Below are 26,301 nucleotides of genomic sequence, written 5' to 3'. Positions count from 1 at the left end.
GGTCGCGTACGTGTCACAAGCCGGGCACAAGCGCCCCGGGCCGCGGTGTCCGCCCGGGGCCGCGGCCGCCGGCCCGCCTAGACTGCCGGGGTGGACATGGCACTGCACGACCCGCTGATCGGTACCCTGCTGGACGGCCGGTACCGGGTCGAGCAGCGCATCGCGACCGGCGGGATGGCCACCGTCTACCGGGGTACCGACACCCGGCTCGACCGGGTGGTGGCGCTGAAGGTGATGCACCCCTCGCTCGCCGGGGACGCCGACTTCACCGGCCGGTTCATCCGCGAGGCCAAGGCCGTGGCCCGGCTCTCGCACCCGAACGTGGTGAACGTGTTCGACCAGGGCGCCGACGGGGCGGCGGTGTTCCTGGCGATGGAGTACGTGCCCGGCCGCACCCTGCGCGACCTGCTGAGCGACCGGGGCGCGCTGTCCGTCCGGGCGGCGCTGGACATCCTGGAGCCGGTGCTCGCCGCGCTCGGCTCGGCCCACCGGGCCGGCCTCGTCCACCGGGACGTCAAGCCGGAGAACATCCTGATCACCGACGGCGGGCTGGTCAAGGTCGCCGACTTCGGGCTGGTCCGGCTGCTCAACGGCGCGGAGGGGGCGGCCGCCGGCGGCACCTCCGCGAGCGGCGCCCTGCTGGGCACGGTCTCCTACCTGGCGCCGGAGCAGATCCGCTCGGACGAGGCCACCGACCAGCGGGTGGACGTCTACGCGGCGGGCATCCTGCTGTACGAGATGCTCACCGGCGGCAAGCCGCACACCGGCGAGAACGCCGCCCAGGTGATCTACCGCCACCTGCACGAGGACGTGCCCGCGCCGTCCCTCGGCAACCCGGCGACCGGGCCGGAGCTGGACGCGATAGTGGCCTCCGCGACCGCCCGCGACCCGCGGGGGCGCCCGTACGACGCGGTCGAGCTGCTCGCCGCGCTGCAGCGGGTGCGCCGCAGCCTGACCCCGGCGCAGCTCGACGCCGAGCCGCCCGCCTCCACCCGGCCGAGCCCGGCGTACCCGACCACCGAGGCGACCTCGGTGATCCACTCGCCGGTGGAGCACACCAGCGTGCTGGACGTGCCGCCGGAGCTGCTGGACGGGCTGCTCACCGCTCCCCGCCCGTACGACGAGCCGCCGGCCGCCCGCCGGGGGCGCGCCGCGCGCCGGCCGGGCCCGCGGCGCTCGCGCAAGCCGCTGGTCTGGGCCGCCGTGCTGGCCGCCGTGCTGCTGCTGGTCGGCGGTGCCACGTACACGCTGTCCAGCGCGCTGTACACGACGGTGCCGGGCGTGCTCGGGCAGAGCCGGCCGCAGGCCGTGTCCGTGCTGGACGCGGCCGGGCTGCAGGGCCGTTTCACCGAGGTGTACAGCGAGAGCGTGCCGGCCGGGCAGGTGATCGCCGCCGATCCCGGCGTCGGGCAGCGGGTGCGCAAGAGCGACGCCGTCGCCGTCACCGTCTCGCGGGGGCCGAAGCGGATCCCCGTACCGGACGTCACGGGGAGGAGCGCCGACCAGGCCCGGCAGGCGCTGGCCGGCCGGCAGCTGGCGGTGGGGACGGGCAGCGAGGAGTACAGCGACACCGTCGCGCAGGGGTCGGTGATCAGCAGCTCGCCTGCGGCCGGGGAGCAGGTGCCGGAGAACACGCCGGTCTCGCTGGTGGTCAGCAAGGGCATGGTGCCGGTGCCCGACGTGGGCGGGATGTCCAAGGACGACGCGACGAAGGCCCTGGAGGAGGCCGGGTTCAAGGTGCAGAGCAACGGCCTCAACCTGTTCGGCACCGGCAAGGTCTCCGACCAGAACCCGGCGGCCGGCCAGCGCCGCCCACAGGGCACCACCGTGGTGCTCACCTTCCCGCTGATCTGAGACTCCACGCCGATCGGCGTAGCGTGGAACGAGGCCCCGCCGCGCCGCTGCCGCGCTCTCCCCTGCCGACCGCCGCCCGCAGCGCCGGGACTTCCGGACGGGGCGTCGCACGGCCGGTACGAAGGAGTGGTAGCCATGGCCGGGCCCACCATCGAGGACTTGAGAGAACGCGCCCGGGGTGCCGTGGTCACCCCTGACGACGACGGCTACGACGAGGCCCGCAAGGTCTACAACGCGACCGCCGACCGCAGGCCGGCGGCCGTCGTCCGGTGCGCCAACGCCGGCGACGTGATGGCGGCCGTCGACTACGCCCGCGAGACGGGCCTGGACCTCGCGGTACGCGGCGGCGGGCACAGCGCGCCCGGCTTCGGCACCTGCGACGGCGGCGTGGTGGCCGACCTGTCCGGCCTGCGCGGGGTGCGGGTCGACCCGGCGAACCTGACGGCCCGCGCCGATCCGGGCGCGACCTGGGGCGACTTCAACGCCGCCACCAGCGCCTTCGGGCTCGCCACCACCGGCGGGATCGTCTCCACCACCGGCATCGCCGGGCTGACCCTCGGCGGCGGCTTCGGCTACCTGTGCCGGCACCTCGGGCTGACCTGCGACAACCTGGTGTCCGCCGACGTGGTGACGGCCGACGGCAGGTTCCTGACCACCGATGCCGAGCGGCACCCGGACCTGTTCTGGGCACTCCGCGGGGGCGGCGGGAACTTCGGTGCCGTGACGTCGTTCGAGTACCGGCTCAGCCCGGTCGGCCCGGTGGTGGCCGGCCCGATGCTGTTCGAGCTGGAGCACATGGGGAGCATCCTGCGCTTCTACCGGGAGTTCATCAGGGACGCTCCCGAGCAGCTCTTCCTGTTCCCCGGCTTCCAGACCGCACCGCCGCTGCCGTTCATCCCCGAGAACCGGCACGGCGACGTCCTGGGCATCGTCGTGGTCTGCTGGTCCGGCCCGCCGGAGGACGCGGACCGGGTGCTCCGGCCGCTGCGCGACCTGGCGCCCCGGGTCGCCGAGGCGGTCGGGCCGATGCCGTACCCGGCGATCAACAGCGCCTTCGACGCGCTGCTGCCGCCGGGGCTGCGGGAGTACTGGAAGGGCAGCTTCGCGACCGAGCTGACCGACGAGGCGATCGCGGTGCACCTGGAGCACGGGCCCCAGGTGCCGACGCTCAGCTCGACCACGCACATCTACCCGCTCAACGGGGCCCCCCAGCGGGTCGCGCCGGAGGCCACCGCCTACTCGTACCGGGAGGCGGCGTTCTCCACCGTCATCCTGGCCGTGTGGGACGATCCGGCCGGCGACGAGGAGAAGAGCGCCTGGGTGCGGGACTACTACACGGCCCTGTCGCCGCACTCCGAACCGGGCGGCTACGTCAACTTCATGGGCGCCGACGACCAGGACCGCGTCGAGGCCAACTACCGGGGCAACTACGCCCGGCTGGCGGCGGTGAAGCGGACCTACGACCCGGACAACCTGTTCCACCTCAACCAGAACATCAAGCCGGCTGCCTGACCCGGCGCCTCAGCGCAGCGGCCCGTCGCCGGGCTCCTCCTGGTAGGAGAAGCGCTTCTCGGCCCACGGGTCGGCGCGGTTGTGGTAGCCGCGCTCCTCCCAGAAGCCCCGGCGGTCGGCCCGCATGTACTCCACCGCGCGGACCCACTTGGGGCCCTTCCAGGCGTACAGCTGCGGCACCACGAGCCGGACGGGAAAGCCGTGCTCGACGGTCAGCGGCTCGCCGTCGTGGTGGGTCGCGAACACGGTGCGCGGGTCGGCGAAGTCCGCCAGCCGGAGGTTGGCGCTGTAGCCGTACTCGGCCCAGACCATCACATGGGTGACGCCGTGGGCGGGGGGCACGTGTTCGAGGACGGCCGAGGCCGGCACGCCCGTCCAGTCGTTGCCGAGCATCGAGAAGCGGGTGACGCAGTGCAGGTCCGCGTGCACGGTGGTGCGCGGCAGGGCCTGGAAGCCGTCGAAGTCCCAGCTGTGCTTCTCGGCCGAGGCGGTCGCCCCGAACACCTGGAAGTCCCAGGTCAGCGGCTTGAAACGGGGAACGGGCCCGTAGTGCAGGACGGGCCAGCCGCGTTGCAGGCGCTGGCCCGGGGGGAGTCTCGGGTCAGACGGCGGAGGTGGTTCTTGTTCGGACTGACCCATGACTCCATGGTGACAGACGGCGCGCCGGGCGCAGCGCGCGCCCCTCTTCAGGGGTATGCGCCCGCCCGGGTGGATCAATTACGCGAAAAACGGATATTCCGACACATGTCCGAGTGAGTGTGAACTTACTGGAAATACCCCCCAGAGCGGTGCCAGGATGCGGGCAGCCGTGGATCCGGACGTACAGCAGGAAGGCAGACGCCATGAAGGGTGACCCCGAGGTCATCGAGTTCCTCAACGAGCAGCTCACCGCCGAACTCACCGCCATCAACCAGTACTTCCTGCACGCCAAGATGCAGGAGAACTTCGGCTGGACGAAGCTCGCGAAGTACACCCGGCACGAGTCGTTCGACGAGATGAAGCACGCCGAGATCCTGACCGACCGGATCCTCTTCCTGGACGGACTGCCGAACTACCAGCGGCTCTTCCACGTGCGGGTCGGCCAGACCGTCAAGGAGATGTTCGAGGCGGACCGCCAGGTCGAGGTGGAGGCGATCGACCGGCTGCGGCGCGGGATCGTCGTGATGCGCGCCAAGAACGACGTCACCTCGGCGAACATCTTCGAGTCGATCCTCGCCGACGAGGAGCACCACATCGACTACCTCGACACCCAGCTGGAACTGCTGGAGAAGCTCGGCGAGGCGCTCTACCTGGCCCAGCTGATCGAGCAGCCGGAGTCCTGACCCGGGGAGCGCGAGTGACGGGGCGGCGCGGGCTCAGGCCGCGCGCAGCGGGCTCGGCTCCAGCACCCGGACGGCCGGCAGCGGCGCCTGGGCGACCTGCGGCTCCGCCGGCGCCTCCGGGGCGGCCAGGCCCAGCTTCGAGGCGAGCCTGGCGGTCGGGCAGGGCCGCGCGCCGTGCTCGCCCAGCAGGGCCTGGATCCGCCGCACGCACGAGCCGCAGTCGGTACCGGCCTTGCAGCCCCTGGCTATCTGCCGGGGACTGCTGGCGCCCGCGTCGATCGCCTTCTTCACCTGGTCCTCGGTGACCGCATGACACATGCACACGTACATCGCGGTCTCTCCCAGGGGATTCGAGGAGTGGTTCCAGGGCGGCCCGGAGCAGCTCCGGGATGATCAACCAAGGCTTGCCTCAGTTCACTAAGCCTTACCTTACCCGGCGATCCGGGTACGAAAAAGCCCCTCCGGTCTCGGGAGTCCCGAATCCGGAGGGGCCTTCGTCACATCAGGGGCGCATCGCGGCCGCCGCGGTCAGTTGCCGCCGCGGTCAGTTGCCGCCGCGGTACATCTCCGCCACCAGGAACGCGAGGTCGAGCGACTGGCTGCGGTTGAGCCGCGGGTCGCAGGCCGTCTCGTAGCGCTGGTGCAGGTCGTCGACCAGCACCTCGTCGCCGCCGCCGACGCACTCGGTGACGTCGTCGCCGGTCAGCTCCACGTGGATGCCGCCCGGGTGGGTGCCGAGCGCGCGGTGCACCTCGAAGAAGCCCTTGACCTCGTCGAGCACGTCGTCGAAGCGGCGGGTCTTGTGGCCGCTGGAGGCCTCGAAGGTGTTGCCGTGCATCGGGTCGCAGATCCACACCGGCTTGGCGCCGGACGCGGTGACCTTCTCCACCAGGGCGGGCAGGTGCTCGCGGACCTTGCCCGCGCCCATCCGGGTGATGAAGGTGAGCCGGCCGGGCTCCCGGTCGGGGTCGAGCCGCTCGATCAGGGTGAGCGCCTCGTCGACCGTGGTGGTCGGGCCGAGCTTCACGCCGATCGGGTTGCGGATCTTCGAGGCGAACTCGATGTGCGCCCCGTCCAGCTGGCGGGTGCGCTCGCCGATCCAGACCATGTGCCCGGAGACGTCGTAGAGGTCACCGGTGCGCGAGTCCACGCGGGTCAGCGCGGTCTCGTAGTCGAGCACCAGCGCCTCGTGCGAGGAGTAGAACTCGACGGTCTTGAACTCCTCCGGAGCGACCCCGCAGGCCTGCATGAAGGCCAGCGCGTTGTCGATCTCCTTGGCCAGCGACTCGTAGCGCTGCCCGGAGGGCGAGTTGCGCACGAAGTCCTGGTTCCAGGCGTGCACCTGGCGCAGGTCGGCGTAGCCGCCGGTGGTGAAGGCGCGCACCAGGTTGAGCGTCGCGGCGGAGGCGTTGTACATCCGCTTCAGGCGCTCCGGGTCCGGGATCCGGGACTCGGGGGTGAAGTCGAAGCCGTTCACCGAGTCGCCCCGGTAGACCGGCAGCGTCACGCCGTCGCGGGTCTCGGTCGACTTGGAGCGCGGCTTGGAGTACTGGCCCGCGATCCGGCCGACCTTGACCACCGGCACGGAGGCGGCGTATGTCAGCACGGCGGCCATCTGCAGCAGGGTCTTGAGCTTGTTGCGGATCTGCTCGGCGGACACGCCGTCGAAGGCCTCCGCACAGTCGCCGCCCTGGAGCAGGAAGGCCTCGCCACGCGCGACGGCACCGAGCCGGGCGCGCAGCTGGTCGCACTCGCCTGCGAAGACGAGCGGCGGATACGAGGCGAGGTCTGCAAGAGCCTTGCGCAGCGCCTCAGAATCCGGCCATTCAGGCTGCTGCGCCGCGGGCAGGGACTGCCAAGAGTGGCCAGTCCTAGATGTCTCAGTTGTCACGGTCACAAAGCCAAGGCTACGGGGTGTGACAACCGAATTGTGCGAGCTGACCGGTGGATGAGACGGCGCCCGGACAAATCCGTGATCCCTCTCACTCCCGCGGTCCATCCGCTACGCTCTGCCCTATGAACGCGCCGCACACCTTCTCCTGGTGGTGGACCATCCCCGAGGTGGCCCACCGATAGCGCGTCCCTGACGACACGACGGCCGCCCCTCGGGGCGGCCTTCTGCGTATCGAGAGCAGTCGGCCCTCCCGGAAGCGGACCCCAGCACCCGCACCCGAGCCCTTCCCGGAAGGAAGCCGAAACCGTGACCAGTCCCACAGCCCTGCTCGCCCGCCTGACCGCCCCGGGCGCCCCCGCCTTCGCCCTGCTGCACCGCCGCGCGCCCCGGCTCGCGCCGGACACGGTCGAGGTGCTGCTCGGCACGGCCGGCTCGTACGAGCAGCTCGCCGACCTGCCCGTACGGGCCGGCGTCCCGGCCGAGGGGCCGCGTCACGACCTGCTCGCGCTCGTCCCGTACCGGCAGATCCGCGAACGCGGCTTCGACGCCCACGACGACGGCACGCCCCTGCAGGCGATCTCGGTGGACGAGCAGTACGCGTTCCCGCTGGCCGAGCTGCTGCCCGCGCTGCCGCAGCTGCCGGTCTCGCTCTCCGGCGGTGCCTTCGACATCCAGGACGACGAGTACGCGGAGATCGTCCGCCGGGTGATCCGGGACGAGATCGGGCGCGGCGAGGGTGCCAACTTCGTCATCCGGCGGGACTTCACCGCGACCCTCGACGACTTCTCCCCCGCGCTCGCCCTCTCGCTGTTCCGCCGGCTGCTGGAGCAGGAGCGCGGCGCCTACTGGACGTTCCTGGTCCACACCGGGGAGCGGATCCTGGTCGGCGCGTCGCCCGAGGTGCACGTGCGCCAGGCCGGCGGGACGGTCGTGATGAACCCGATCTCCGGCACCTACCGCTATCCGGCGGCCGGCCCCGGCATCGACTCGCTGCTCGAGTTCCTGCACGACCCCAAGGAGCTGGAGGAGCTCACCATGGTGGTCGACGAGGAGCTCAAGATGATGTGCACCGTCGGCGACCTCGGCGGCCAGGTGCTCGGCCCCCGCCTCAAGGAGATGGCCCATCTCGCGCACACCGAGTACGAGCTGCGCGGGCGCACCTCGCTGGACGTCCGGGAGGTGCTGAAGGAGACCATGTTCGCGGCGACCGTCACCGGCAGCCCGGTGCAGAACGCCACCCGGGTGATCAAGCGCTACGAGGCCGCCGGCCGCGGCTACTACTCCGGCGCGCTGGCCCTGATCGGCCGCTCCGGCAGCGGCGGGCAGCTGATGGACTCGCCGATCTGCATCCGCACCGCCGACATCGACCCGGCCACCGGCGGCCTGGTCGTCCGGGTCGGCGCGACCCTCGTCCGGCACTCCGACCCGGACTCCGAGGTCGCCGAGACCCACGCCAAGGCCGCCGGGGTGCTCACCGCGATCGGCGCCCGCCCCGCGCCCGCCCGGCTGCCCCGGCCCGGCGGGCCCCGGCTCTCCGACGACCACCGGGTGCAGGCGGCGCTGGACTCCCGGCGCGCCGGCCTCGCGCCGTTCTGGCTGCGGATGCAGGACCCGGTCGCCGTCACCGAGCCGCACCGCACGCTGGTGGTGGACGGCGAGGACACCTTCACCTCGATGCTCGCCCACCTGCTGACCTCGCTCGGGCACCGGGTGTCGGTGCTCCGCTACGACACTCCCGGCCTGCGCGAGCTCGTCGCCGCCCACCCCGGGGCGCTCGTGCTCGGCCCCGGCCCCGGCGACCCGGCGGACGCCGCCGACCCCAAGATGGCGCTGCTGCGCCCGATCGTGGCGGACGCGCTGGCCGCCGTGCGGGCCGGCACCCGCACCGCGCCGCTGCTCGCCGTCTGCCTCAGCCACCAGCTGCTCTCCGCCGAGCTCGGGCTGCCGCTGGCCCGCAAGGCCGTGCCGTACCAGGGCGCGCAGGAGCGCATCGACCTGTTCGGGGCCCGGCGGACCGTCGGCTTCTACAACACCTTCACCGCGCGCTGCTCGGACGCCGACGCGGCCCGGCTCGCCGCCGGCGGGGTCGAGGTCGCGCGCGACCCGGCCACCGGCGACGTGCACGCGCTGCGCGGACCCGGCTTCGCCGGCCTGCAGTTCCACCCCGAGTCGGTGCTCACCCGGGAGGGCGTCGAGATCGTCGCCGAACTGCTGCGCGGGAGCGGCGTGGTGGCCGGGCTGGGGGTCTGACCGCCACGGCCGGACCCGGGGCGGCGGGGCCGGACGCGGGGCAGGTCGCGGGGCCGGGGCGGCGGGGTCTCAGACCTCGTCGTCCAGCCCCTGCTCGATCGCGTAGCGCACCAGTTCCACCCGGTTGTGCAGCTGGAGCTTGCCCAGGGTGTTCTGCACGTGGTTCTGCACCGTACGGTGCGAGAGCACCAGGCGGTCGGCGATCTGCCGGTACGACAGGCCCTTGGCGACCAGCCGCAGTACCTCGGTCTCCCGGGCGGTCAGCTGCGGCACGGCCGGCGCCGAGGCCGGCCCGGGCTCGGCGGCGAGGCGGCGGAACTCGCCCAGCACCAGGCCGGCCAGCCCCGGGGTGAAGACGGCGTCGCCGACGGCGGTGCGGCGGACCGCGTCCAGCAGTTCGTCCCGCCCGGCCGACTTGACCAGGTAGCCGGTCGCACCGGACTTCACCGCCTCCAGGACGTCGGCGTGCTCGCCGCTCGCGGAGAGCACCAGCACCCGCACCGACGGGTCCTGCGCGACCACCTGGCGGCACACCTCGACACCGGGCAGGCCGGGCAGGTTGAGGTCCAGGACGATCACCTGCGGGGTGCAGGCGCGCGCCCGGCGGACGGCCTCCTCGCCATCCCCGGCGGTGGCCACCACGTCGAGGCCCGCCTCGGCCAGGTCCCGCGAGACCCCCTCGCGCCACATCGGGTGGTCGTCCACCACCATGACCCTCAGCGCGGCCTGTTCCACCGTCATGCGCCCTCCCTCGGGACCTTCAGTTCGACCTCGACGCCCTCGCCCGGCACCGAGTACAGCTCGGCACTGCCGCCGAGGTCCAGCAGCCGGCCCCGGATCGACTGCGAGACACCGAGCCGCCCGGCCCGCTCGGCCTCGCCGAGCCGGCCCGCCGGGAAGCCGGGGCCGTCGTCGCGGATGCTGACCGTCACCGCCTGCGGCTCGTCCTCCAGCAGGATCCAGGCGCGTGCGCCGGGGCCCGCGTGCCGCCGTACGTTGTCCAGGGCCGCGCCCACGGCGGCGGCCACCTCGGCCGCGGCCGGGCCCGGCAGCAGCACCGGTGTGCCGGGCGCGGACACCGTGACCAGCTCGGCCGCGTAAGGGGCCAGCAGGGCCCGCAGGTCCGTGGGGCCGGCCGGGGCCGCCCCGCGCTGGTGCGGCAGCGGCCCGCCGGTCATCAGGGTGCGCAGCGCCCGCTCCTGCTCGCCGGCCAGCCGGCCGAGTTCGGCGAAACCGGTGTCCCGGCCGCCCTGTTCCAGTTCGCCGCCGCGCCGCTGGACGAGCGCCAGCACCTGCAGCACCCCGTCGTGGATGTCCCGGGAGAGCCGCTCTCGCTCGCGGGTGGCCGACTCCACCTGGAGCGCCCGGGTCAGCGTCGCCTCGCTGGCGCGGGCCAGTTCGATCACGTAGCCGATGGCGCAGCCCGCCACCATCAGCAGCACGATGTTGTGGACGTTGTCGCCGGTGAACCCGCCGTGGCTGAAGATGTTGGCGATGCCGATCAGCGTGCCCGCGAAGGCCGCCGGGCGCCAGCCGCCCTTCGCGGCGAAGCCGAGCACCGTACTGGCCGCCCAGATGGTCGGGAGGGTGAGCGCGCCGCGCTGGATGCGGTCCGGCGAGTCGACCATGCCGCTCATCACCACGCCCGTCACCGCCACCGTGAGGTCGGTGCCGAGCACGTACCAGGTGCACCGCTGCGGACCGGCGAAGGCCCGGACGGTGGCGAGCGTCCAGAGGATCAGGGCGCCCATGTAGATCCAGCCGGCGACCGGGTGCACGAACTCCAGGTAGGAGTCGAGGTAGCGGAGCACGGCGTAGCCGAGCGCCAGCAGCCGGAAGTACGAGATCGCGCGCCAGAGCGGCAGTTCGACCGACATGCCGCCGGCCGCCACGGCGGCCCCGACGCCCGCGGGCCCGGCGGCGGCCTGCACGAGCGCGCCGCCCGCGGCCGTGCCGGCGCCGGTTCTGCCGCTGCCGTCCGTCATCTGCTCTCCCCCCGGCAGGCGCTAGGCCTGACCGTCCTCCTGCTGCTCGGCCTGCGCCTTCGCCTCCGCGGCGTCCGCCTCGGCCTTCTCCGCCTTCAGCACGGCCTGTTCGGCCTTCTGGGCGGCCTTGCGCTCGGCGTCGGCGCGCTTCTTGTCCTCGGAGATCTGCCGCTTGGCGGCGGTCGCGTAGATGTCCACGTACTCCTGGCCGGACAGCCGCATGATCTCGTACATCACCTCGTCCGTCACCGAACGCAGGATGAAGCGGTCGTTCTCCATGCCGTGGTAGCGGGAGAAGTCCAGCGGGCGGCCGATCCGGATGCCCGGGCGGATACCGAAGTTGGGGACGACCTGGCCGGGCGGCTGGACCTTCTCGGTGTCGATCATCGCCACCGGGATCACGGGTGCGCCGGTGGCCAGCGCGACCCGCGCCAGGCCGCCGACCTTGCCCCGGTACAGCTTGCCGTCGGGCGAGCGGGTGCCCTCGGGGTAGACGCCGAACAGCTCCCCGCGGTCGATCACCGCGACGGCGCTGCGGATGGCCGCCTCACCGGCGCCCCGGACACCCGAGCGGTCCACCGGCAGCTGGCCGACGCCCTTGAAGAAGGCTGCGGTGAGCTTGCCCTTGAGGCCGGGGGTGTTGAAGTACTCGGCCTTCGCGATGAACGTGACCCGGCGCTTCATCAGCGCGGGGAGGAAGAAGGAGTCCGAGAAGGAGAGGTGGTTGCTCGCGATGATCGCGGCGCCCTCCTCCGGAATGTTCTCCGCCCCCTCCATCCACGGCCGGAAGAAGATCCGTAGCAATGGCGCGACGATCATCTTCATCAGTCGGTAGAACAAGGCCGGGCCTCCTGTTTAGCGGACCGGTCGATCCTAATGCCCAGCGGCCCGCCCACGCGCCGCGCCCCGCCCCGGCGGGGTGTACGCGGCCCGGGGTCGCGTGGGACGATGCGGCTCCAGCGCTCCCGCCCGGGCCATCCGCGCGGCCGCACCGCCCGGATCCGCGAAGGAGCACCCGCTCATGCCGCTGCTGCCCGGTGCCGAGCCGTACCGCCACCAGGGCGGCCCGGTCGGCGTCCTCCTCTGTCACGGTTTCACCGGATCCCCGCAGTCGCTGCTGCCCTGGGCGCAACACCTGGCCGAGGCCGGGCTGACCGTCTCCGTCCCGCTGCTCCCCGGTCACGGCACCGTCTGGCAGGACATGCAGGTGACGCGCTGGGAGGACTGGTACGCCGAGGTCGAGCGGGAGTTCCTCGCCCTCTCCGAGAGCTGCGAGCAGGTCTTCGTGTTCGCCCTGTCGATGGGCGGCTCGCTGGCCCTGCGGCTGGCGGCCCTGCACGGCCCCGCGGTGGCCGGGCTGGTCCTGGTCAACCCGTCGGTGCGCTCGGACAACCCGGCGGCCGTCCTGCTGCCGGTGCTGCGGCACCTGGTACCGAGCCTGCCCGGGGTGGCCAATGACATCGCGCTGGAGGGTTCCCGCGAGATCGGCTACGACCGCACACCCTTGCACGCCGCCTGGTCGTTGTCCCGGTTGTGGAAGGACGTCCAGGGCAGGCTGGCGCAGATTCGCCAGCCGGTGCTGCTGTTCCGCAGCCCGCAGGACCACGTGGTCTCGCCGGCCAACTCGGAACTGGTGCTCGCCCGGATATCCTCGACCGACGTGACCGAGCGGTTGTGCGAGCGCAGTTTCCACGTCGCGACGCTGGACCACGACGCGGCGGAAATATTCGGGGCGAGTCTGGACTTCATCCGACGGCTGGCCCCGGCGCACGCGGCGGGCGCCACCCGGGTCGAATCCGACGATCACCAGGGCTGAGCTGAAGGGCCGGAAGTGCACGAGAGCAGCACGGCGGGCGGCGAGGAAGACCCGCCCCGCGAGGACGGTCTGAAGAAGGCTGCCGAGGAGCAGGCCGGCCCGCGCCCGGACGACGGCGCGAGCACCGGCGAGGACACCGACGCCACCGGCGCCACCACCGGCGAGGGGCCGTCGCCGGACCGCCGCCTGCCGGAACGCAGCCAGGCCGAGGCGGACGAGATCTTCGCCGCCCTGGTCGCCCAGTTCGACGACCCCGTCGACCTCAACAACCCGGACTGGCCCGAGGTCGAGAACCTCCGCGCCAAGGGCGAGCACAAGGGCTTCAAGGGCGGCTCCGCGGCCACCCCCGGCGATCTCTCCGACCTGGCCCCGCAGCCGCGCCCCCGGCCGTCCCAGCCCGCCGTGCCGGCCGCCGGCCCGCGCGACTACGAGGCTGCCGAGGACCCGGACGAGGGCCACTTCGTCCCCCCGGAGCCGCCGCCGCTGCCGGAGGGCGACGTCACCTCCAAGTTCGCCTGGCTCGCCGTGCTCGGCGGCCCGGCCCTGCTGCTGTTCGACGCCGTCTTCTGGCAGGAGGTCGCCGGCTGGCCCGCCTGGGTCGGCGTGAGCGCCTTCCTCGGCGGCTTCGTCACCCTCGTCGCCCGGATGAAGAGCGACGACGAGGACGAACCCCCGGACCCGCACGGCGGCGCAGTGGTCTGACCGGGCCACCCCGCCCGGCCGCGCGGCCGGGCGGCCGGGCGGCGCGCCGCCTACGGTGGTGGGGCGGGGCAGCAGCCCCACGCCTGTCCGCCGGGGGCCTCCCGGGAGGCGATCGCCGTGCGCCCGTCCCTTGCGTTACGTTCCGCCTCCGCGCTCGCCGCACTGGGCCTGGCCGCCGTGGCGGGCTGCTCCTCGCACACGGTCGAGACCAGGCCCGCCGTCACCTCCCCGGCAACCGGCTCCCCGGTCAGCGGCTCCGCGGCCGGCACCACCGGGGCTGCCTCGGCGTCACCGTCCACCTCGCAGGCCCGGGTCGGGGACACCGTGGAGCTGCGCGGCAGCGGGCAGGGCGCCCGGATGGCGGTGACGGTGACGCGGGTGGTGGACCCGGCGGCGGCGAAGGACCAGTTCTCGACGCCGGGCGCCGGCAACCGGCTGGCGGCCGTGCAGTTCAGCCTGCACAACGTGGGCACCGCCCCGTACTCAGACTCCCCGTCCAACGGCGCCCAGGTGATCGACACCCAGGGCCAGGCCTTCAACGCCACGTTCACGGACACCGCCGCAGGGCCGGGATTCCCCGGCATCGTCACGATCGCCCCCGGCGACACGGGGCTCGGGTTCCTCACGTTCCAGCTGCCGGCCGCCTCGACCGTGGCGAAGGTCCAGTTCACGCTCGACTCCGGCCTCGCCGACAACACCGGGCAGTGGCTGGTCGACGCCTCGGTGCGCAGCGGACCGGCCGCCTCCGCTCCTGCGGTCTCTCCGTCCGCCGCGTCGCCGTCCGCCGCATCGGGTGCGGCCACCGTGTCCAGCACACCGGCCGCCGGCGCGCGGGCAACCGTCGAGGCCTACTACGCGGCCGTCAACGCCAAGGACTACCGCACGGCCTGGGCTCTCGGCGGCCGGAACCTGAACCACTCCTACACGGACTTCGTGGCCGGGTTTGCCACCACCGCCAGGGACGATCTCACCGTGATCGGGGCGACCGGCTCCACCGTGAGCGTCGTCCTGGACGCCGTGCAGAGCGACGGGAGCCACAAGGTGTTCACCGGCACCTACACCGTGCGCGGCGGTGTGATCGTCAGTGCCGACCTGCACTGACCGGGTTCGCCGCTACCCCGCCGGGATCTCCAGGACGGCGAGCAGCGGGAGGTGGTCGGTGGCGGCCAGCAGGTCGGGTCCGGTGACGCCGGGCAGGCCGTGCGGGACGCCGCAGGCGAGGACGCGCAGGCCGGGTGTGGCGAAGACGGCGTCGATGCGCTGGTAGGGGTTCGCGGGGACGGATGTGAAGGTGCCGCCCCAGGGTGCGGCCGGGTGGCCGTCCCGGAGGTGCCCGGCGAGCCACTGCCAGCCGGGGCCGTCGGGGTGCTCGTTGAGGTCGCCGCCGATCACGCCGTGCCCGGCGAGGGCGGCCTGGCCGGGCAGCAGCAGGAACTGGGAGTACCGCTCGGCGGCGTCCAGGCTGAGGTGGCAGCTGGTCACCGAGAGCGGGGCGCTGCCGGCCACCCGGACGACGGCCGTGGCGAAGCCGCGGGCGTGCAGGCCGCGGGTCTTCGGCAGCAGCCGGTCGTGGACGGAGAGCACCTCGACGCCGGGCCGGCCGAGCAGCAGCGGGCCGGCCGCGGTGCGTCCGCCGCCGGAGAGGACCACCGTGCCCGTCCGCCGGGCGAGCCACCGGGCCTGGCCCTCGGGCCGCCAGTAGCGCGGGGCTTCCTGGATGCAGACGAGATCGGGGTCGCAGGCGCGGATCACCCGGGCGAGGGCGCGCCGGTCGTCGCGCAGCGAGCGGATGTTGTAGCTGAGCAGGCGCACCCGGCGGCTGCCGTCCGGCCCCGGTCCGGAGGCGGGCAGCGCGGGCGGTGCGGGCGGTGCGGGGGGTGCGGGCTGTTCGGTCACGGTGTCGTCCCTGCTGCGGCTCGGGCGGTCCGCCCGTCACGATAGGCCCGCCGCCGGCCCGGGCGGGGCCGAAACGCCGCGACGGCGGGGCGGGGTGAGGGCTCCCGCCCCGCCGTCGGCGGAGGTACTGCCGGATCCTCGGGATCCGTGGTGGGTCAGACCGTACGGGCCAGGTCCCCGGCGCCGGCGATGCCGGCGGCGGATCCCATCGAGGCCAGCACGACCTCGGCGCGCGGGCGGTGGACGCCGCCCGTCAGGTAGCGCTGGAAGGCCTTGGCGACCGGGTCGAGCAGCAGCCGGCCGGAGTCGGAGACGCCGCCGCCGAGCACGAAGACGCCCGGGTCGAACAGCGCGGCGAGGTCGGCCATGCCGCGGCCGAGCCAGTCGGCCAGCTCGTCGTAGCACTCCAGCGCCAGCGGGTCGCCGGCCTCGGCGGCCTCGGTGATGTGGATGCCGCGGATGGTCTCGGCGACGTCGTCGTTGAGCGACAGCATCCGCTTGCCGCGCACCGGGTCGGCGGCGGCCTTCTCCCGGCCGTAGCGGCGCAGCGCGCGGCCCGAGCCGTACTGCTCCCAGCAGCCCTTGCCGCCGCAGCCGCAGAGCAGGCCGTCCGGGACCATGTTGAGGTGGCCGATCTCGCCGGCCACGCCGAACCGGCCGCGGTGCAGGCGGCCGTCGAGGACGATGCCGCCGCCGATGCCGGTGCCGACGGTGATCAGCACCATGTCGTCGTGGGTGGCCGCCGCGCCGAACCTGAACTCGGCCCAGGCCGCACAGTTGGCGTCGTTCTCGACGACCGTGTCGAGGCCGGTGAGCTCCTCGATCCGGGCCTTGAGCGGCTCGTTCTCCCAGTCGATGTTGGGCGCGAAGATCACCGTGGAGCGGTCGCGGTCGACGAAGCCGGGGGCCCCTACGCCCACCGCCTCCACGTCCGGGTGGAGCTCCTTGAGCTCGCGTACTGCCTGCGCGATGGCGTCGACCGCCCACTGGGGGTCGGCCGGGGTGGGTACCCGGGTCCTGGCCAGGATTTCGCCTGCCTCGTCGACCACGCCGGCCGCAATCTTGGTACCGCCGACATCGACGCCGATGGTCAGAGCCATGTGTCCCTCAGCTATTCATCTCGTTCCCGCTGCACGGAAAGGTACCGTCCAGCGCCGCTCCCGTACACACCGGCGCCTACATTATCCGAAAGCAAGTCCCTGGGAACATGGCCGTCCGCTTTCAAAAGTCGTACGTTTTGATTCACTGCGTCAGCAGGGTTTCCCCCTGCGTGACCATGTCTGACCAGGGGATTCACTCCTTGGCGAACGGCCCTTCGGGCGTATCGAGGTCGATGTGCTCACTCCGGGCCTCGTCCCGGCTTGACCATCGGCGTTCATGTCCCGAGACGGCCGCACGGTAGGCGGCGAGCAGCTCGCCCCCGGCCGCGGACAGGTGCCCGTAGACCTCGGGGTGCTTCCCGCGCAGGGTTCCGGGCAGCTCGGCCAGGGAGGTGAGGGAGCCGAGGGCCGCCGCGGCGAACTCCTGGGCACCGACCTCCTGGGCCTTCTCGCCGACGGCGTTCGCGAACCGGCGGACCTCGTCGACCAGCGGGCCGAAGTCCGGTCCGAACGGGTGGCCGGCCGAAGCCCGCTCTCCGGTGGGGTCGCCGGCCCGGTCTCCGGTGCGCTCACCGGCCGGGTCGTCGCCGGGCCGGGTGGTCCGGTCGTCGGCAGTGGTCATCGCGGGCGCCTCCTCAGCTGCGGCCGCACGCGCGGCCGCCACCTTCGACGCTACCGGAAGCGGGCCGGTCAGCCCCTCGGCCAGAGCGCCGGGTCGGGTGCGAAGCGCACCGTCAGTACGCCGTCCGCCAGTCCGGCACCGGCCACCGTGCAGCGGCGCAGCGCGGACGGCAGGGCCAGGATGCGGCGGTACGCGCCGATCCCGACGACCAGTTCGTCGCCGCGCCGCACGAGGTCCAGGTCGGCGCGGTCGGCGCCGGGCAGGGCGAGGTGCCAGAGCAGCAGGCCGTCCTCGGCGAGGCGGTCCTCGACCGTCCGGGGCGCCGGCCGGGCCGGGGCCGGGCCGGGGCCGTCGCCGTACAGCCCGGCCGCCACGCCCTCCAGGGTCAGCTCGGGCTCCCGGCTGGTGAGCAGCGGCGTGCCGGCCAGTTCGGCGGCCAGCGCGGCCAGTTGCTCCTCCTGGTGGCGGGCCCGGCCGGCGAGCCACGGGTCGGGCGAGCCGGCCGCCCCGGCCGGCAGCGCGCCGTGCACGACGACGGCGTCCGGCCGGTGGCCGTGCAGGGCGAGGCCGGCCCGGATCCGGCGCAGCTCCTCCGGCCGCAGGTTCGCGGCCTCGACGACCAGCCGGACGGAGGTGCCGGGGGCGGTGACCGCCGCGCCGGCCCGGCCGAGGGCGGCGGCCGCCCTGCCACGGGCCTCGTAGAGCCATTCGGCGGGCATCGGGACGCCCGCGACGGCGGCCAGCAGCGGGCGCAGCGCGCGGGCGGCCTGGCGCTGCTCGGGAAGCAGCCGGGCGAGGTAGCGGTCGAGCTGTTCGGGCAGGGCGAGGGCGGCGGTCAGTTCGGCGGGCGGCGGCGCGGCGACGACCAGCACGTCCGCGTCGAAGCCGTGCAGGGCGTGCAGCAGGGCGAGCCGGCCGGTGCCGGGGAGGGCGGTGAGCTCCTCCGGGTCGAGTTCCCCGGCGCCGAGCAGGTCGAGGGCGGGCTTGAGCCGGCCGGCGACCTCGCCGTAGGCGCGGCGGAAGACGGCCTGCTCGTCCGTCCTGGCGACGGTGAGGCCGGGCGCGTACGGGGCCGGCTCGGCGTGCAGGCGGGTGCCGAGCAGGGTGTCGAGGGTGCGGTGCGGGTCGTCGGCGGCGAGCAGCACGGTGCGCAGGCCGCGGCGGGCGGCGTGCAGCGCGGTGGCGGCGGCGACGACGGCGGTCGCCGGGCTGTCACCGCTGACGAGGACGGTGCGGGCCGGCAGCGCCGGGTCCGATCCGGTGGCGGATGCCGTCATGGTCGTTGTCCCGTCGTCCTGTCGCCCTGTCGTGCTGGTGCCTGCTCCGGCCCGGTCGCCGTCAGCCCTCGACGCGCTTCTTCAGGCCGTCCAGCGCGCGGTCGATGATGACCTTCTCGGCCTTGCGCTTGATCATGCCGAGCATCGGGATCTTGACGTCGACGGCGAGCTGGTACGTGACCTCGGTGCCGCCGCCGGCCAGCGGGGCCAGCGTGTAGGAGCCGTCGAGGGTGCGGAGCATCTGGCTCTTGACCAGGGTCCAGCCGACCTGGCGGTCGCCGTCCCAGGTGTAGGCGAGGACGTGCTCGTCGCGGATGGCACCGGCGTCCAGCAGCAGGCGGACCCGGGCACCGCGGCCGTCGGCGTCGCTCTCCAGCACCTCGATCTCCTTGACCTCGCCCGTCCAGGCCGGGTAGGCCGCGAAGTCGGCGATCACGGCCATGACCTCGGCCGGGGTCGCGTCGATGGTGATGCTCGCCCTGGTGTGCTCCGCCATTGGTATGGCCCTCCGCGTAATCCGGTGATCCGGTGCGTGCTGGTCGGCTGTCCGCCCAGGGCAGGCTATCGCGATCGGCGAACGGCTCCGCCCACGGCCCGTCAGGCCGGTGCCGGGGCTACCGGCAGGTCACCTCGGCGCTGCCGTAGGGTGCCATTCGAACGACCCGGTCGGGGCCTGGCCGGAGCTGCGAAGGTGTGACACTTCGAACACCGGAGCCGACCCCCCTGGCCGAACCCGCCTACCGGGCAGTAACGTCCTGGCGTCCCGCAGCGTCGCGAACGAGGAGCAGTCTTGCTCGACTTCAGTCTTCCGGCCCTCTACCAGGTACCGAGCGGCGGTAACCTCTCCGACCTGGTGCACCAGAACGCCGAACGGCACCCCGGTGTCGCGGTGCTCAGCCGCAAGGTGGACGGGCAGTGGACCGACCTCACCGCCGCACAGTTCCTGGCCGAGGTGCACTCCGCCGCCAAGGGCCTGATCGCGGCCGGCATCGCCCCCGGTGACCGGGTCGGTGTCATGTCCCGCACCAGGTACGAGTGGACGCTGCTGGACTTCGCGATCTGGTCCGCGGGTGCGATCACCGTGCCGGTGTACGAGACGTCCTCCGCCGAGCAGGTGGAGTGGATCCTCGGCGACTCCGGCGCCGTCGCCGTGCTGACCGAGACCGACGCGCACGCCGCCGTGGTCGAGCAGGTCCGCGAGCGGCTGCCGGAGCTGAAGCAGACCTGGCAGATCGAGCGGGGCGCGCTGGCCGCGCTCGCCGAGGCCGGTGCCAAGGTCGCCGCGACCACGGTGACCGAGCGCCGGTCCACCGCGGGCGCCGACTCGATCGCCACCATCGTGTACACCTCGGGCACCACCGGGCGCCCGAAGGGCTGCCAGCTGACCCACGGCAACTTCCTGGCCGAGCTGGGCAACGTGACGGCCCGCCTGGAGCCGCTGTTCCGCACCGGCGAGAGTTCCGTCCTGCTGTTCCTCCCGCTCGCCCACGTGCTCGGCCGGATCGCCGAGATCGCGGCGGCGATCGCCCCGATCAAGCTCGGCCACGTGTCGGAGATCAAGGACGTCACGGCCGAGCTGGCCTCGTTCCGCCCGACGCTGATCCTCGGGGTGCCGCGGGTCTTCGAGAAGGTCTACAACACCGCACGGGCCAAGGCCCAGGCGGACGGCAAGGGCAAGATCTTCGACAAGGCCGCCGACACCGCGATCGCGTACAGCCGCGCGCTGGACCACGGCCGCGCGGGCCTCGCGCTGAGACTCCGGCACAAGCTCTTCGACAAGCTGGTCTACAGCAAGCTGCGCGCGGCACTCGGCGGCCGGGCCACCCACGCGATCTCCGGCGGCGCCCCGCTCGGCGAGCGCCTCGGGCACTTCTACCGGGGCATCGGCTTCACCGTGCTGGAGGGCTACGGCCTGACCGAGACGTGTGCGGCGACCGCCTTCAACCCGCACGACCGGCCGAAGATCGGCACCGTCGGCCAGCCGCTGCCCGGCTCCGCCGTGCGGATCGCCGAGGACGGCGAGGTGCTGCTCAAGGGCCCGCAGGTCTTCACCGGCTACTGGAACAACCCGCAGGCCAGCGCGGACGCCCTGCAGGACGGCTGGTTCGCCACCGGTGACCTCGGCAGCCTGGACGAGGACGGCTACCTGTCGATCACCGGCCGCAAGAAGGAGATCATCGTCACCGCGGGCGGCAAGAACGTCGCCCCCGCCGTGATCGAGGACCGCATCCGGGCGCACGCGCTGGTCGGCGAGGTCATGGTGGTCGGCGACCGCAAGCCGTTCATCGCCTGCCTGGTGACGCTCGACGAGGACTTCTTCCCGAAGTGGAAGGAGCTGAACGGCAAGCCGGCCGGCGCGACCGTCGCCGAGCTGCGCGAGGACGCGGACCTGCTGGCCGCCGTGCAGTCCGCGATCGACGACGGCAACGCCGCCGTGTCGGCCGCCGAGGCGGTGAAGAAGTTCCGGCTGCTCGACACCGTCTTCTCGGAGGCCGGCGGGCACCTCACGCCGTCGCTCAAGCTCAAGCGCAACCTGGTGCTGAAGGACTTCGCGGCCGAGGTCGAGGCCCTCTACCGGCGCTGACGCGCCCGCACGGCACGACGAACGGCCCGCACGGCCCCGAAGGCCGCGCGGGCCGTCGGCCGTGCGCTACGCGGCCAGCAGCGTGGTCAGCCGCCCGGCCAGCAGGTCCCACCGCCAGGAGCGCTCCACCCAGCGCCGGCCGGCCTCGCCGAGCCGCCGGCGGAGCGCCTCGTCGTTCAGCAGCCGGACGATCCGCTCGGCCGCGTCCGCCGCGGAGCGGCCCGGCACCACGTACCCCGTCTCGCCCTCCAGCACGGCGTCCGGCGCGCCGCCGGAGTCGCCCGCCACCACCGGCAGGCCGGTCGCCGAGGCCTCCAGGTAGACGATGCCGAGGCCCTCGACGTCCAGCCCGCCCCGGCGGGTGCGGCAGGGCATCGCGAAGACGTCCCCGGCGCCGTAGTGCGCGGGCAGCTCCGACCAGGGCACCGCCCCGGTGAAGCGCACCGAGGCGCGCACGCCCCGGGCGTCCGCCAGCTTCTCCAGGTCGCCCTGGTAGGGCCCGCCGCCGACGATCAGCAGCACGGTGTCCGGCAGCGCGGCGAGGATCTGCGGCATCGCCTCGATCAGCGTGTCCTGGCCCTTGCGCGGCACCAGGCGCGAGACGCAGACCACGACCGGGCGGTCCGCCAGGCCGAGCCGGCGGCGCAGTTCGGGCCCGCCGGAGCCGGGGTGGAAGGTCTGCTCGTCGACGCCGGGTGGCAGCTGCACCATCCGGGCGGCGGCCTCGGGCCCGACGGCGGCGGCGATCCGGGAGCGGGTGTACTCGCCGAGGTAGGTGAGGGTGTCGGTGCCGGCCCCGATCCGGCGCAGCAGCTGCCGGGAGCCGGGCAGCTGCGCCCAGGCCGCCTCGTGCCCGTGGGTCATGCCGAGCAGCCGCCCGGCGCCGGCCCGGCGCAGCGCGGGGGACATCAGGCCCAGCGGGGCGGCGGCGCCGAACCACACCGAGTCGCAGCTCTCCGCCTTCAGGATCTCGGCCGCCCGACGGGTGACCCGCGGTGTGGGAACCATCACCTTTGTGCGGTCGCGGATCACCGGGAACGGCTGCTCGGCGTCGAAGCGGGCGCACTCGGCGCCGTCGCGCCAGGTGGAGGCGTACACCACGATGCTCCCGGCGGGCTGACGTACTGCCATATTGTGGACGAAGGCCTGGATACCGCCGGGCCGGGGCGGGAAGTCGTTGGTGACGATCAGGGTCTTGTGCATCAGGCCACGGCTCGCTCGGTCGGGGGGTGCTCGGTGTACCGCTCGGTGATCCGTACGATAGGTCAACAGCACGACCCGCCGGGAACGGAACGACGTACGGCAACCGTTTCCCCCCCGGGTCCGTCCTAGCAACAGGTGGGCCGCGGCCGGCTGGTTCCAGCGCCGGCCGCAGGGCCCCCGGCGTCGCGCGGCGCCTGCGGCAAGGGTGTCCGAGACGAACGAGGGAGCGCAGTGGAGTTGGCCCAGGCCGGCAAGCCCGGCAGATCCAGCAGCGCCGACGGCCACAGCACCGACGCCGCGACCGGGCCGGTTCCGGTCCCCGCCGCTCCCCGGGCGGCCGGCGGTGCCCTGTGGGCGCTCGGGGCCGGCTGGGTGGCCAGCCGCACTCTGCTGCTGCTGATGGTGACCGGCGTCATCCGGCTGATGGGGGACGTCAGCACCGACGTCTGGGTGATCTACCACGGCTGGTACGGCGTCCTGCAGACGGGCACCTTCCCGCTGGACGACGTGACCTGGCAGTACCCGCCCGGGGCCGCCCTGGTGATCATGCTGCCGGGGCTGCTGCCCTGGTCCTACCTGGTGTCGTTCTGGGTGGTCTGCGGCGTGGTGGACGCGCTGACCATGGGCCTGCTGCTGCGGGCCGGCCTGCGCAGGGGCCGCAGCTTCACCGGGGCCTGGGTCTGGGTGGCCGGAGTGCCGCTGCTCGGCCCGATGATCTACAACCGGTACGACATCCTGGTCACGGCGCTCTGCGTCGCGGGGCTGCTGGCGCTGCTGCGGCGGCCCGCGATCGGCGGGATGCTGCTCGGCCTCGGCGGCATCATCAAGATCTGGCCGCTGCTGGCCCTGGTCGGCACCCCCTCCGGCCGGCGCACCCGCCGCTCCTGGACGGCCGCCGCGGCGACCGCCGGGAGCCTGGGCTTCCTGCTGGCCGCCGGGATGAACGGCGCCTTCGAGTTCCTGATGTTCCAGAAGGACCGCGGCATCGAGGTCGAGTCGCTGGGGGCCATGCCGCTGCACTTCGCGCGGATGGCCGGTGCCTGGGACGGCCAGGTGAAGATGAACTACGGCTCGACCGAGATGCTCGGGCCGTGGGTCGGCGTGATCTCCAAGGTGATGGTGGCCGGGACGCTGGCCGGCTTCGCGTGGCTGCTGTTCTGGCGGCTCACCACGAAGCGCCGCACGGCCGCCACCACGTACGACGCGGCGCTCGCCGCCCTGCTGGTGTTCACCGTGACCAGCCGGGTGATCAGCCCGCAGTACCTGGTCTGGCTGGTCGGCGTGGCGGCGGTCTGCCTGACCGTCCGGGGCACCAGCCAGCGGCCGGTGGCGGTGCTGATCCTGATCGCCACCCCGCTGACCACGCTGGAGTTCCCGGTGCTGTTCGGCCAGGTGACCGGGAGCCACCCGTGGGGCGTGATCGTGCTGGGGCTGCGCAACCTGCTGCTGCTGGCCGCCGCGGTGCTGTCCTGCGTCCGCCTGTGGCGCTCCACCCGGGGCCCGGTGGCCGCCCCGACGGTGGTCCTCGTCCCCGTGGCGGAGCCGGCGGCCGTCACGGCCGCCTACCCCGTCCGGCCGGGCATCGCCTACGAGCAGGACCTGCTGGACGGCATCGACCGGCCCACGGCGGGCGCCGAGCGCTGAGCGCCGAGTCCCGCCGGTGCGGGCTCGACAGCCCGATCCTGCGGCCCCCCGGTACGGGCTAGGCCGCGAACAGCCGGTGCGCCTCGGCGACCCAGTCGCCGGTGAACTCGCCGAGCCCGGTGCCCAGCTCCGCCCGCAGCACCCGGTCGAGCTGCTGCTCGCGCCCGGCGCCCTCGCCGGCCGCCCCGACCGCGCGGTAGAAGGCGACCAGTTTCGACGGCCCGTACCTGCGGGCGATCAGGTCGCAGGCCAGCCAGGCCAGCTCGTACGTCCGCGCGATGCCGGGTGCGCCGGCCGCGAAGTCCGCGTCCGCGGGCAGGGCCGAGGGCAGCTGCCCGGCGGCGACGGCCCGGGCGAGTTCGGGGGCGATCTGCCGGGGCGTGCGGCCGGTGTCCAGGTAGCCCGTCCAGTCGGCGGCGCCCTCGGAGAGCCAGAGCGGCGTCCAGGGGCGGGTGTCGGCGCGGGTCGCGACGTGGGTCGCCTCGTGGGTGGTGACGACCTGCCGGCCGACGGCGCTGAGCCTGCCGTACGCGTCCGGGTTGACCAGGACGCGGTCGGCGGGAGTCTGCCGGGGTGCGCCGGCCGCCGCGGTGGTGACGGCCGCCATCTCCGTCCAGTCGGCCGCGGGGACGTCCAGCAGGCGGGCGAACTGCTCCTCGGTGGCGGGCAGTTCCAGCAGCAGCCGGCCGGCCCAGCCGCCGCCCCAGACGGCGCTGACGGCCGTCACCGCGCGGTCCCCCACCTCGGCGAGGGCCGCGGGGGCCGCCGGGCCGCCCGCGGTGGCCAGCACCAGGCAGTGCGCTCCGGCGGCGGCCTGCACCGCGCCCAGGTCCCAGAGCGGTACGGCGCCGCCGGCCGTCTCCTCCCCCGCGACCCGCCAGCCGCCGGACTCCTCGGCGAGCGTGAGCCGCCGGGCGAACAGCGCCGGGTACCCGTCGTGGCCCTCGATCCGTACCGCGAGTTCGGCGGTGACGGTGGCCGCTCCACCCGCGACCGAGCCGCTGACGACGGGGCTCCGGTACTCCAGCCCGGCCAGCGGGACGGCGGCGAGCGCGGCCAGCAGGCCGAACTGGCCGGCCCGGGCGGTCACGGTGCTGGTGGCGGTGAGCGCGGCGCCGTCATGCGTGCGCAGCGCGGTGGCGCGGGCGGCCAGCAGGGCCGTCACCGCCGCCCCGGGCAGGCCGGCGGCGGGCGCAGGCGGGGGTGCGGGGGCGGCGGGCGGCAGCGAGAGCTGGGCCAGGCCGCCGGCGGCGAGCAGCAGTGCCCCGCGCCGGGAGAGCGGCGCGGCCGCGGGCAGCACGGAGCGACCCGCCCCGGCGCGTTCGCGGGGCAGGTCGCCGGTGTCGTCCGCCGGGTGCGGAAGGGTGCGGCTCAGAGCCGGACCACCCCCGTGACGGGCATCGCGCTGACGCTCTCGTAGCGGACCCGGGCACCGGGGTAGGGGGCGTGCACGACGACTCCCCCGCCGGCGTACATGCCGACGTGGTGCCTGTCCCCGTAGAAGATCACCAGGTCTCCCGGCTGTGCGTCGGAGAGAGCGACCCGCCGGCCCGCGTAGGCCTGGCCCTGTGACGTCCGCGGCAGGGTCACTCCGGCCTGCCGCCAGCTCCAGTACATCAGACCCGAACAGTCGAAGGCGCCGGGCCCCGAGGCGCCGTAGACGTACGGGGAGCCGATCCGGGCGACGGCTGCGGCCAGCGCCGCGGCGGCGCGGTCCGAGGCGGGCGGGGCGGTTCCGAGATCGAGCCGGTCGGTGCCCCGGGTGGCGCGCTGCTCGGCCTCCCTGGCGTCCTGGGCGACGAGTCTGGCCCGGCCGGTGGCACCGAGGCTGTTGAGCAGCTTCTGGGCCTTGGCGAGCCGGTCCTGGATCTGCTGCTTGTTGTCGGCCAGCGCCCGGCGGGCCTCCTCCAGCTCGGAGAGCTTGCCGGTGGCCTCGGCCCGGCGCTGGTCGAGCCGGCGCTGGCGGTCGGCCACGTCGTGCAGCGTCTCGCTCTGCCGCTCGGCGACCTGGTCGAGGCTGCGGGCCCGGGAGAGGTAGCCCGCCGGGTCGGAGGCCAGCATCAGCTGGGCGGCCGGGCCGATCCCGCCGGCCCGGTACTGGGCGCCCGCGACGGTGGCGAGTTCGCCGCGCAGCTGGTTGACCTCGTTCTGGGCCAGCGCGACCTGCTCCTGGAGGGAGCCCGTCTCGGCCTGCAGACGGCGCTGGTACTCCTGGGCGGCGTTGTACTTCTCGGAGGCCTGTTCGGCCTCGTCGTAGAGGCGGTCGACCTGGGCCTTGACGTCCTTCTTCTCAGGCGGCCCGCCGGGCCCGCCGGGGCTGGCGAGGGCGCTGCCGCCGGCCGTCACACCCAGCGCCGTACTGGCGGCGGCGGTGAGCACCAGCGCGCGGACCAGCGTGTGCACACCTGGAACTTGGTGACGGTGCATCGCCATGCGGCGCGGCTCCATTCCTGCGGCCCGGCACCCGCCGCCGCCCGGGGTGGGCGGCCGTCGGAGCGGAGGCCTGGTGGCAGACGTTAGCGAGTCGGCGCGATCGAGTCCAAACCCCTCCCAACCCGAATATTTGACCCTCAATCGGACATTCGTCCGGGACAGCCGAAAGCCGCAGGCCCGGCCCCCGGACGAAACGGGGGCCGGGCC

The 26,301-nt window shown here is 73.9% G+C and carries 23 protein-coding genes; 9 read left to right on the top strand and 14 right to left on the bottom strand.

What is annotated here, in order from left to right:
* Window positions 1–96 precede the first annotated feature (96 nt).
* Window positions 97–1,854, top strand: a complete 1,758-nt coding sequence (gene pknB, locus ACFUK0_RS14025) for a Stk1 family PASTA domain-containing Ser/Thr kinase (protein WP_380249715.1) — start codon at window positions 97–99, stop codon at window positions 1,852–1,854.
* Window positions 1,855–1,989: 135 nt separating this feature from the next.
* On the top strand, window positions 1,990–3,366 hold the full coding sequence (locus tag ACFUK0_RS14020; protein ID WP_380249648.1) for an FAD-binding oxidoreductase: 1,377 nt from the start codon (window positions 1,990–1,992) through the stop codon (window positions 3,364–3,366).
* Between the two features lie 9 nt (window positions 3,367–3,375).
* Here the strand turns inward: ACFUK0_RS14020 and ACFUK0_RS14015 are convergent, their stop codons facing one another.
* Window positions 3,376–4,005, bottom strand: a complete 630-nt coding sequence (locus tag ACFUK0_RS14015; RefSeq protein ID WP_380249646.1) for a molybdopterin-dependent oxidoreductase — start codon at window positions 4,003–4,005, stop codon at window positions 3,376–3,378.
* Window positions 4,006–4,208: 203 nt separating this feature from the next.
* Between ACFUK0_RS14015 and bfr the strand changes: the two genes are divergently transcribed.
* Window positions 4,209–4,688 (top strand): bacterioferritin, encoded by a 480-nt coding sequence (gene bfr / locus ACFUK0_RS14010; protein WP_380249644.1) that lies wholly within the window; start codon window positions 4,209–4,211, stop codon window positions 4,686–4,688.
* A 33-nt stretch (window positions 4,689–4,721) separates the two neighbouring features.
* On the opposite strand, the gene ACFUK0_RS14005 is transcribed toward bfr, so the two are convergent.
* On the bottom strand, window positions 4,722–5,018 hold the full coding sequence (locus tag ACFUK0_RS14005; protein WP_380249642.1) for a bacterioferritin-associated ferredoxin: 297 nt from the start codon (window positions 5,016–5,018) through the stop codon (window positions 4,722–4,724).
* A 214-nt stretch (window positions 5,019–5,232) separates the two neighbouring features.
* A complete protein-coding gene (locus ACFUK0_RS14000; RefSeq protein WP_380249640.1) occupies window positions 5,233–6,585 on the bottom strand; it encodes a class II 3-deoxy-7-phosphoheptulonate synthase in 1,353 nt (450 codons plus the stop codon).
* A gap of 303 nt (window positions 6,586–6,888) precedes the next feature.
* Between ACFUK0_RS14000 and ACFUK0_RS13995 the strand changes: the two genes are divergently transcribed.
* Window positions 6,889–8,832, top strand: coding sequence for an anthranilate synthase family protein (locus ACFUK0_RS13995; RefSeq protein WP_380249638.1), 1,944 nt, complete (start codon window positions 6,889–6,891; stop codon window positions 8,830–8,832).
* Window positions 8,833–8,901: 69 nt separating this feature from the next.
* Here ACFUK0_RS13995 and ACFUK0_RS13990 read toward each other — a convergent pair whose 3' ends face one another.
* From ACFUK0_RS13990 to ACFUK0_RS13980, 3 genes are read right to left on the bottom strand one after another with little or no spacing between them, the layout of a single operon-like run.
* On the bottom strand, window positions 8,902–9,573 hold the full coding sequence (locus ACFUK0_RS13990) for a response regulator (protein WP_380249636.1): 672 nt from the start codon (window positions 9,571–9,573) through the stop codon (window positions 8,902–8,904).
* Window positions 9,570–10,817: a MacS family sensor histidine kinase gene (gene macS / locus ACFUK0_RS13985; protein WP_380249634.1), complete on the bottom strand. Its 1,248-nt coding sequence runs from the start codon at window positions 10,815–10,817 to the stop codon at window positions 9,570–9,572. Before macS ends, ACFUK0_RS13990 begins: the two co-directional genes overlap by 4 nt.
* Before the next feature lie 21 nt (window positions 10,818–10,838).
* A complete protein-coding gene (locus tag ACFUK0_RS13980) occupies window positions 10,839–11,657 on the bottom strand; it encodes a lysophospholipid acyltransferase family protein (RefSeq protein WP_380249632.1) in 819 nt (272 codons plus the stop codon).
* A gap of 181 nt (window positions 11,658–11,838) precedes the next feature.
* Between ACFUK0_RS13980 and ACFUK0_RS13975 the strand changes: the two genes are divergently transcribed.
* The 3 genes from ACFUK0_RS13975 to ACFUK0_RS13965 all read left to right on the top strand — a co-directional run bounded on the left by ACFUK0_RS13975 (window position 11,839) and on the right by ACFUK0_RS13965 (window position 14,436).
* The gene (locus ACFUK0_RS13975) at window positions 11,839–12,633 is read left to right on the top strand and encodes an alpha/beta hydrolase (protein WP_380249630.1); all 795 of its coding nucleotides are present in this window, start codon (window positions 11,839–11,841) and stop codon (window positions 12,631–12,633) included.
* Window positions 12,634–12,648: 15 nt separating this feature from the next.
* Complete coding sequence (locus tag ACFUK0_RS13970; protein WP_380249628.1) at window positions 12,649–13,335, top strand: hypothetical protein; 687 nt, start codon at window positions 12,649–12,651, stop codon at window positions 13,333–13,335.
* Between the two features lie 117 nt (window positions 13,336–13,452).
* A complete protein-coding gene (locus ACFUK0_RS13965) occupies window positions 13,453–14,436 on the top strand; it encodes a DUF4352 domain-containing protein (protein ID WP_380249626.1) in 984 nt (327 codons plus the stop codon).
* Between the two features lie 12 nt (window positions 14,437–14,448).
* Here ACFUK0_RS13965 and ACFUK0_RS13960 read toward each other — a convergent pair whose 3' ends face one another.
* The 5 genes from ACFUK0_RS13960 to ACFUK0_RS13940 all read right to left on the bottom strand — a co-directional run bounded on the left by ACFUK0_RS13960 (window position 14,449) and on the right by ACFUK0_RS13940 (window position 18,726).
* Window positions 14,449–15,231, bottom strand: coding sequence for an endonuclease/exonuclease/phosphatase family protein (locus tag ACFUK0_RS13960; RefSeq protein WP_380249624.1), 783 nt, complete (start codon window positions 15,229–15,231; stop codon window positions 14,449–14,451).
* Between the two features lie 155 nt (window positions 15,232–15,386).
* Window positions 15,387–16,331 (bottom strand): ROK family glucokinase, encoded by a 945-nt coding sequence (locus ACFUK0_RS13955; RefSeq protein WP_380249622.1) that lies wholly within the window; start codon window positions 16,329–16,331, stop codon window positions 15,387–15,389.
* Window positions 16,332–16,524: 193 nt separating this feature from the next.
* Entirely contained in the window at window positions 16,525–16,953 is a 429-nt protein-coding gene (locus ACFUK0_RS13950) for a DUF5304 family protein (protein ID WP_380249620.1), read from the bottom strand.
* A 68-nt stretch (window positions 16,954–17,021) separates the two neighbouring features.
* Window positions 17,022–18,230 carry an ArsA family ATPase gene (locus ACFUK0_RS13945; protein WP_380249618.1) on the bottom strand — a complete coding sequence of 403 codons (1,209 nt, stop codon included), beginning with the start codon at window positions 18,228–18,230 and terminating at the stop codon, window positions 17,022–17,024.
* Window positions 18,231–18,291: 61 nt separating this feature from the next.
* On the bottom strand, window positions 18,292–18,726 hold the full coding sequence (locus ACFUK0_RS13940) for an SRPBCC family protein (RefSeq protein ID WP_380249616.1): 435 nt from the start codon (window positions 18,724–18,726) through the stop codon (window positions 18,292–18,294).
* A 294-nt stretch (window positions 18,727–19,020) separates the two neighbouring features.
* Between ACFUK0_RS13940 and ACFUK0_RS13935 the strand changes: the two genes are divergently transcribed.
* Window positions 19,021–20,814 carry an AMP-dependent synthetase/ligase gene (locus tag ACFUK0_RS13935; RefSeq protein ID WP_380249614.1) on the top strand — a complete coding sequence of 598 codons (1,794 nt, stop codon included), beginning with the start codon at window positions 19,021–19,023 and terminating at the stop codon, window positions 20,812–20,814.
* A gap of 66 nt (window positions 20,815–20,880) precedes the next feature.
* Here ACFUK0_RS13935 and ACFUK0_RS13930 read toward each other — a convergent pair whose 3' ends face one another.
* Window positions 20,881–22,017 carry a glycosyltransferase family 4 protein gene (locus ACFUK0_RS13930; protein WP_380249612.1) on the bottom strand — a complete coding sequence of 379 codons (1,137 nt, stop codon included), beginning with the start codon at window positions 22,015–22,017 and terminating at the stop codon, window positions 20,881–20,883.
* Between the two features lie 231 nt (window positions 22,018–22,248).
* On the opposite strand from ACFUK0_RS13930, the gene ACFUK0_RS13925 reads away from it, so the two are divergent.
* Window positions 22,249–23,661, top strand: a complete 1,413-nt coding sequence (locus ACFUK0_RS13925) for a glycosyltransferase 87 family protein (RefSeq protein ID WP_380249610.1) — start codon at window positions 22,249–22,251, stop codon at window positions 23,659–23,661.
* Window positions 23,662–23,719: 58 nt separating this feature from the next.
* Here ACFUK0_RS13925 and ACFUK0_RS13920 read toward each other — a convergent pair whose 3' ends face one another.
* A complete protein-coding gene (locus ACFUK0_RS13920) occupies window positions 23,720–24,961 on the bottom strand; it encodes a hypothetical protein (protein ID WP_380249608.1) in 1,242 nt (413 codons plus the stop codon).
* A 71-nt stretch (window positions 24,962–25,032) separates the two neighbouring features.
* Window positions 25,033–26,094 carry an NlpC/P60 family protein gene (locus ACFUK0_RS13915; protein ID WP_380249606.1) on the bottom strand — a complete coding sequence of 354 codons (1,062 nt, stop codon included), beginning with the start codon at window positions 26,092–26,094 and terminating at the stop codon, window positions 25,033–25,035.
* Between the last annotated feature and the right edge of the window lie 207 nt (window positions 26,095–26,301).

Source organism: Kitasatospora sp. NPDC057223, from assembly GCF_042669755.1.
GTDB lineage: Bacteria > Actinomycetota > Actinomycetes > Streptomycetales > Streptomycetaceae > Kitasatospora.
The sequence above is the reverse complement of the archived record's forward strand: the minus strand, read 5'-3'. Positions and strand labels throughout refer to the sequence as shown.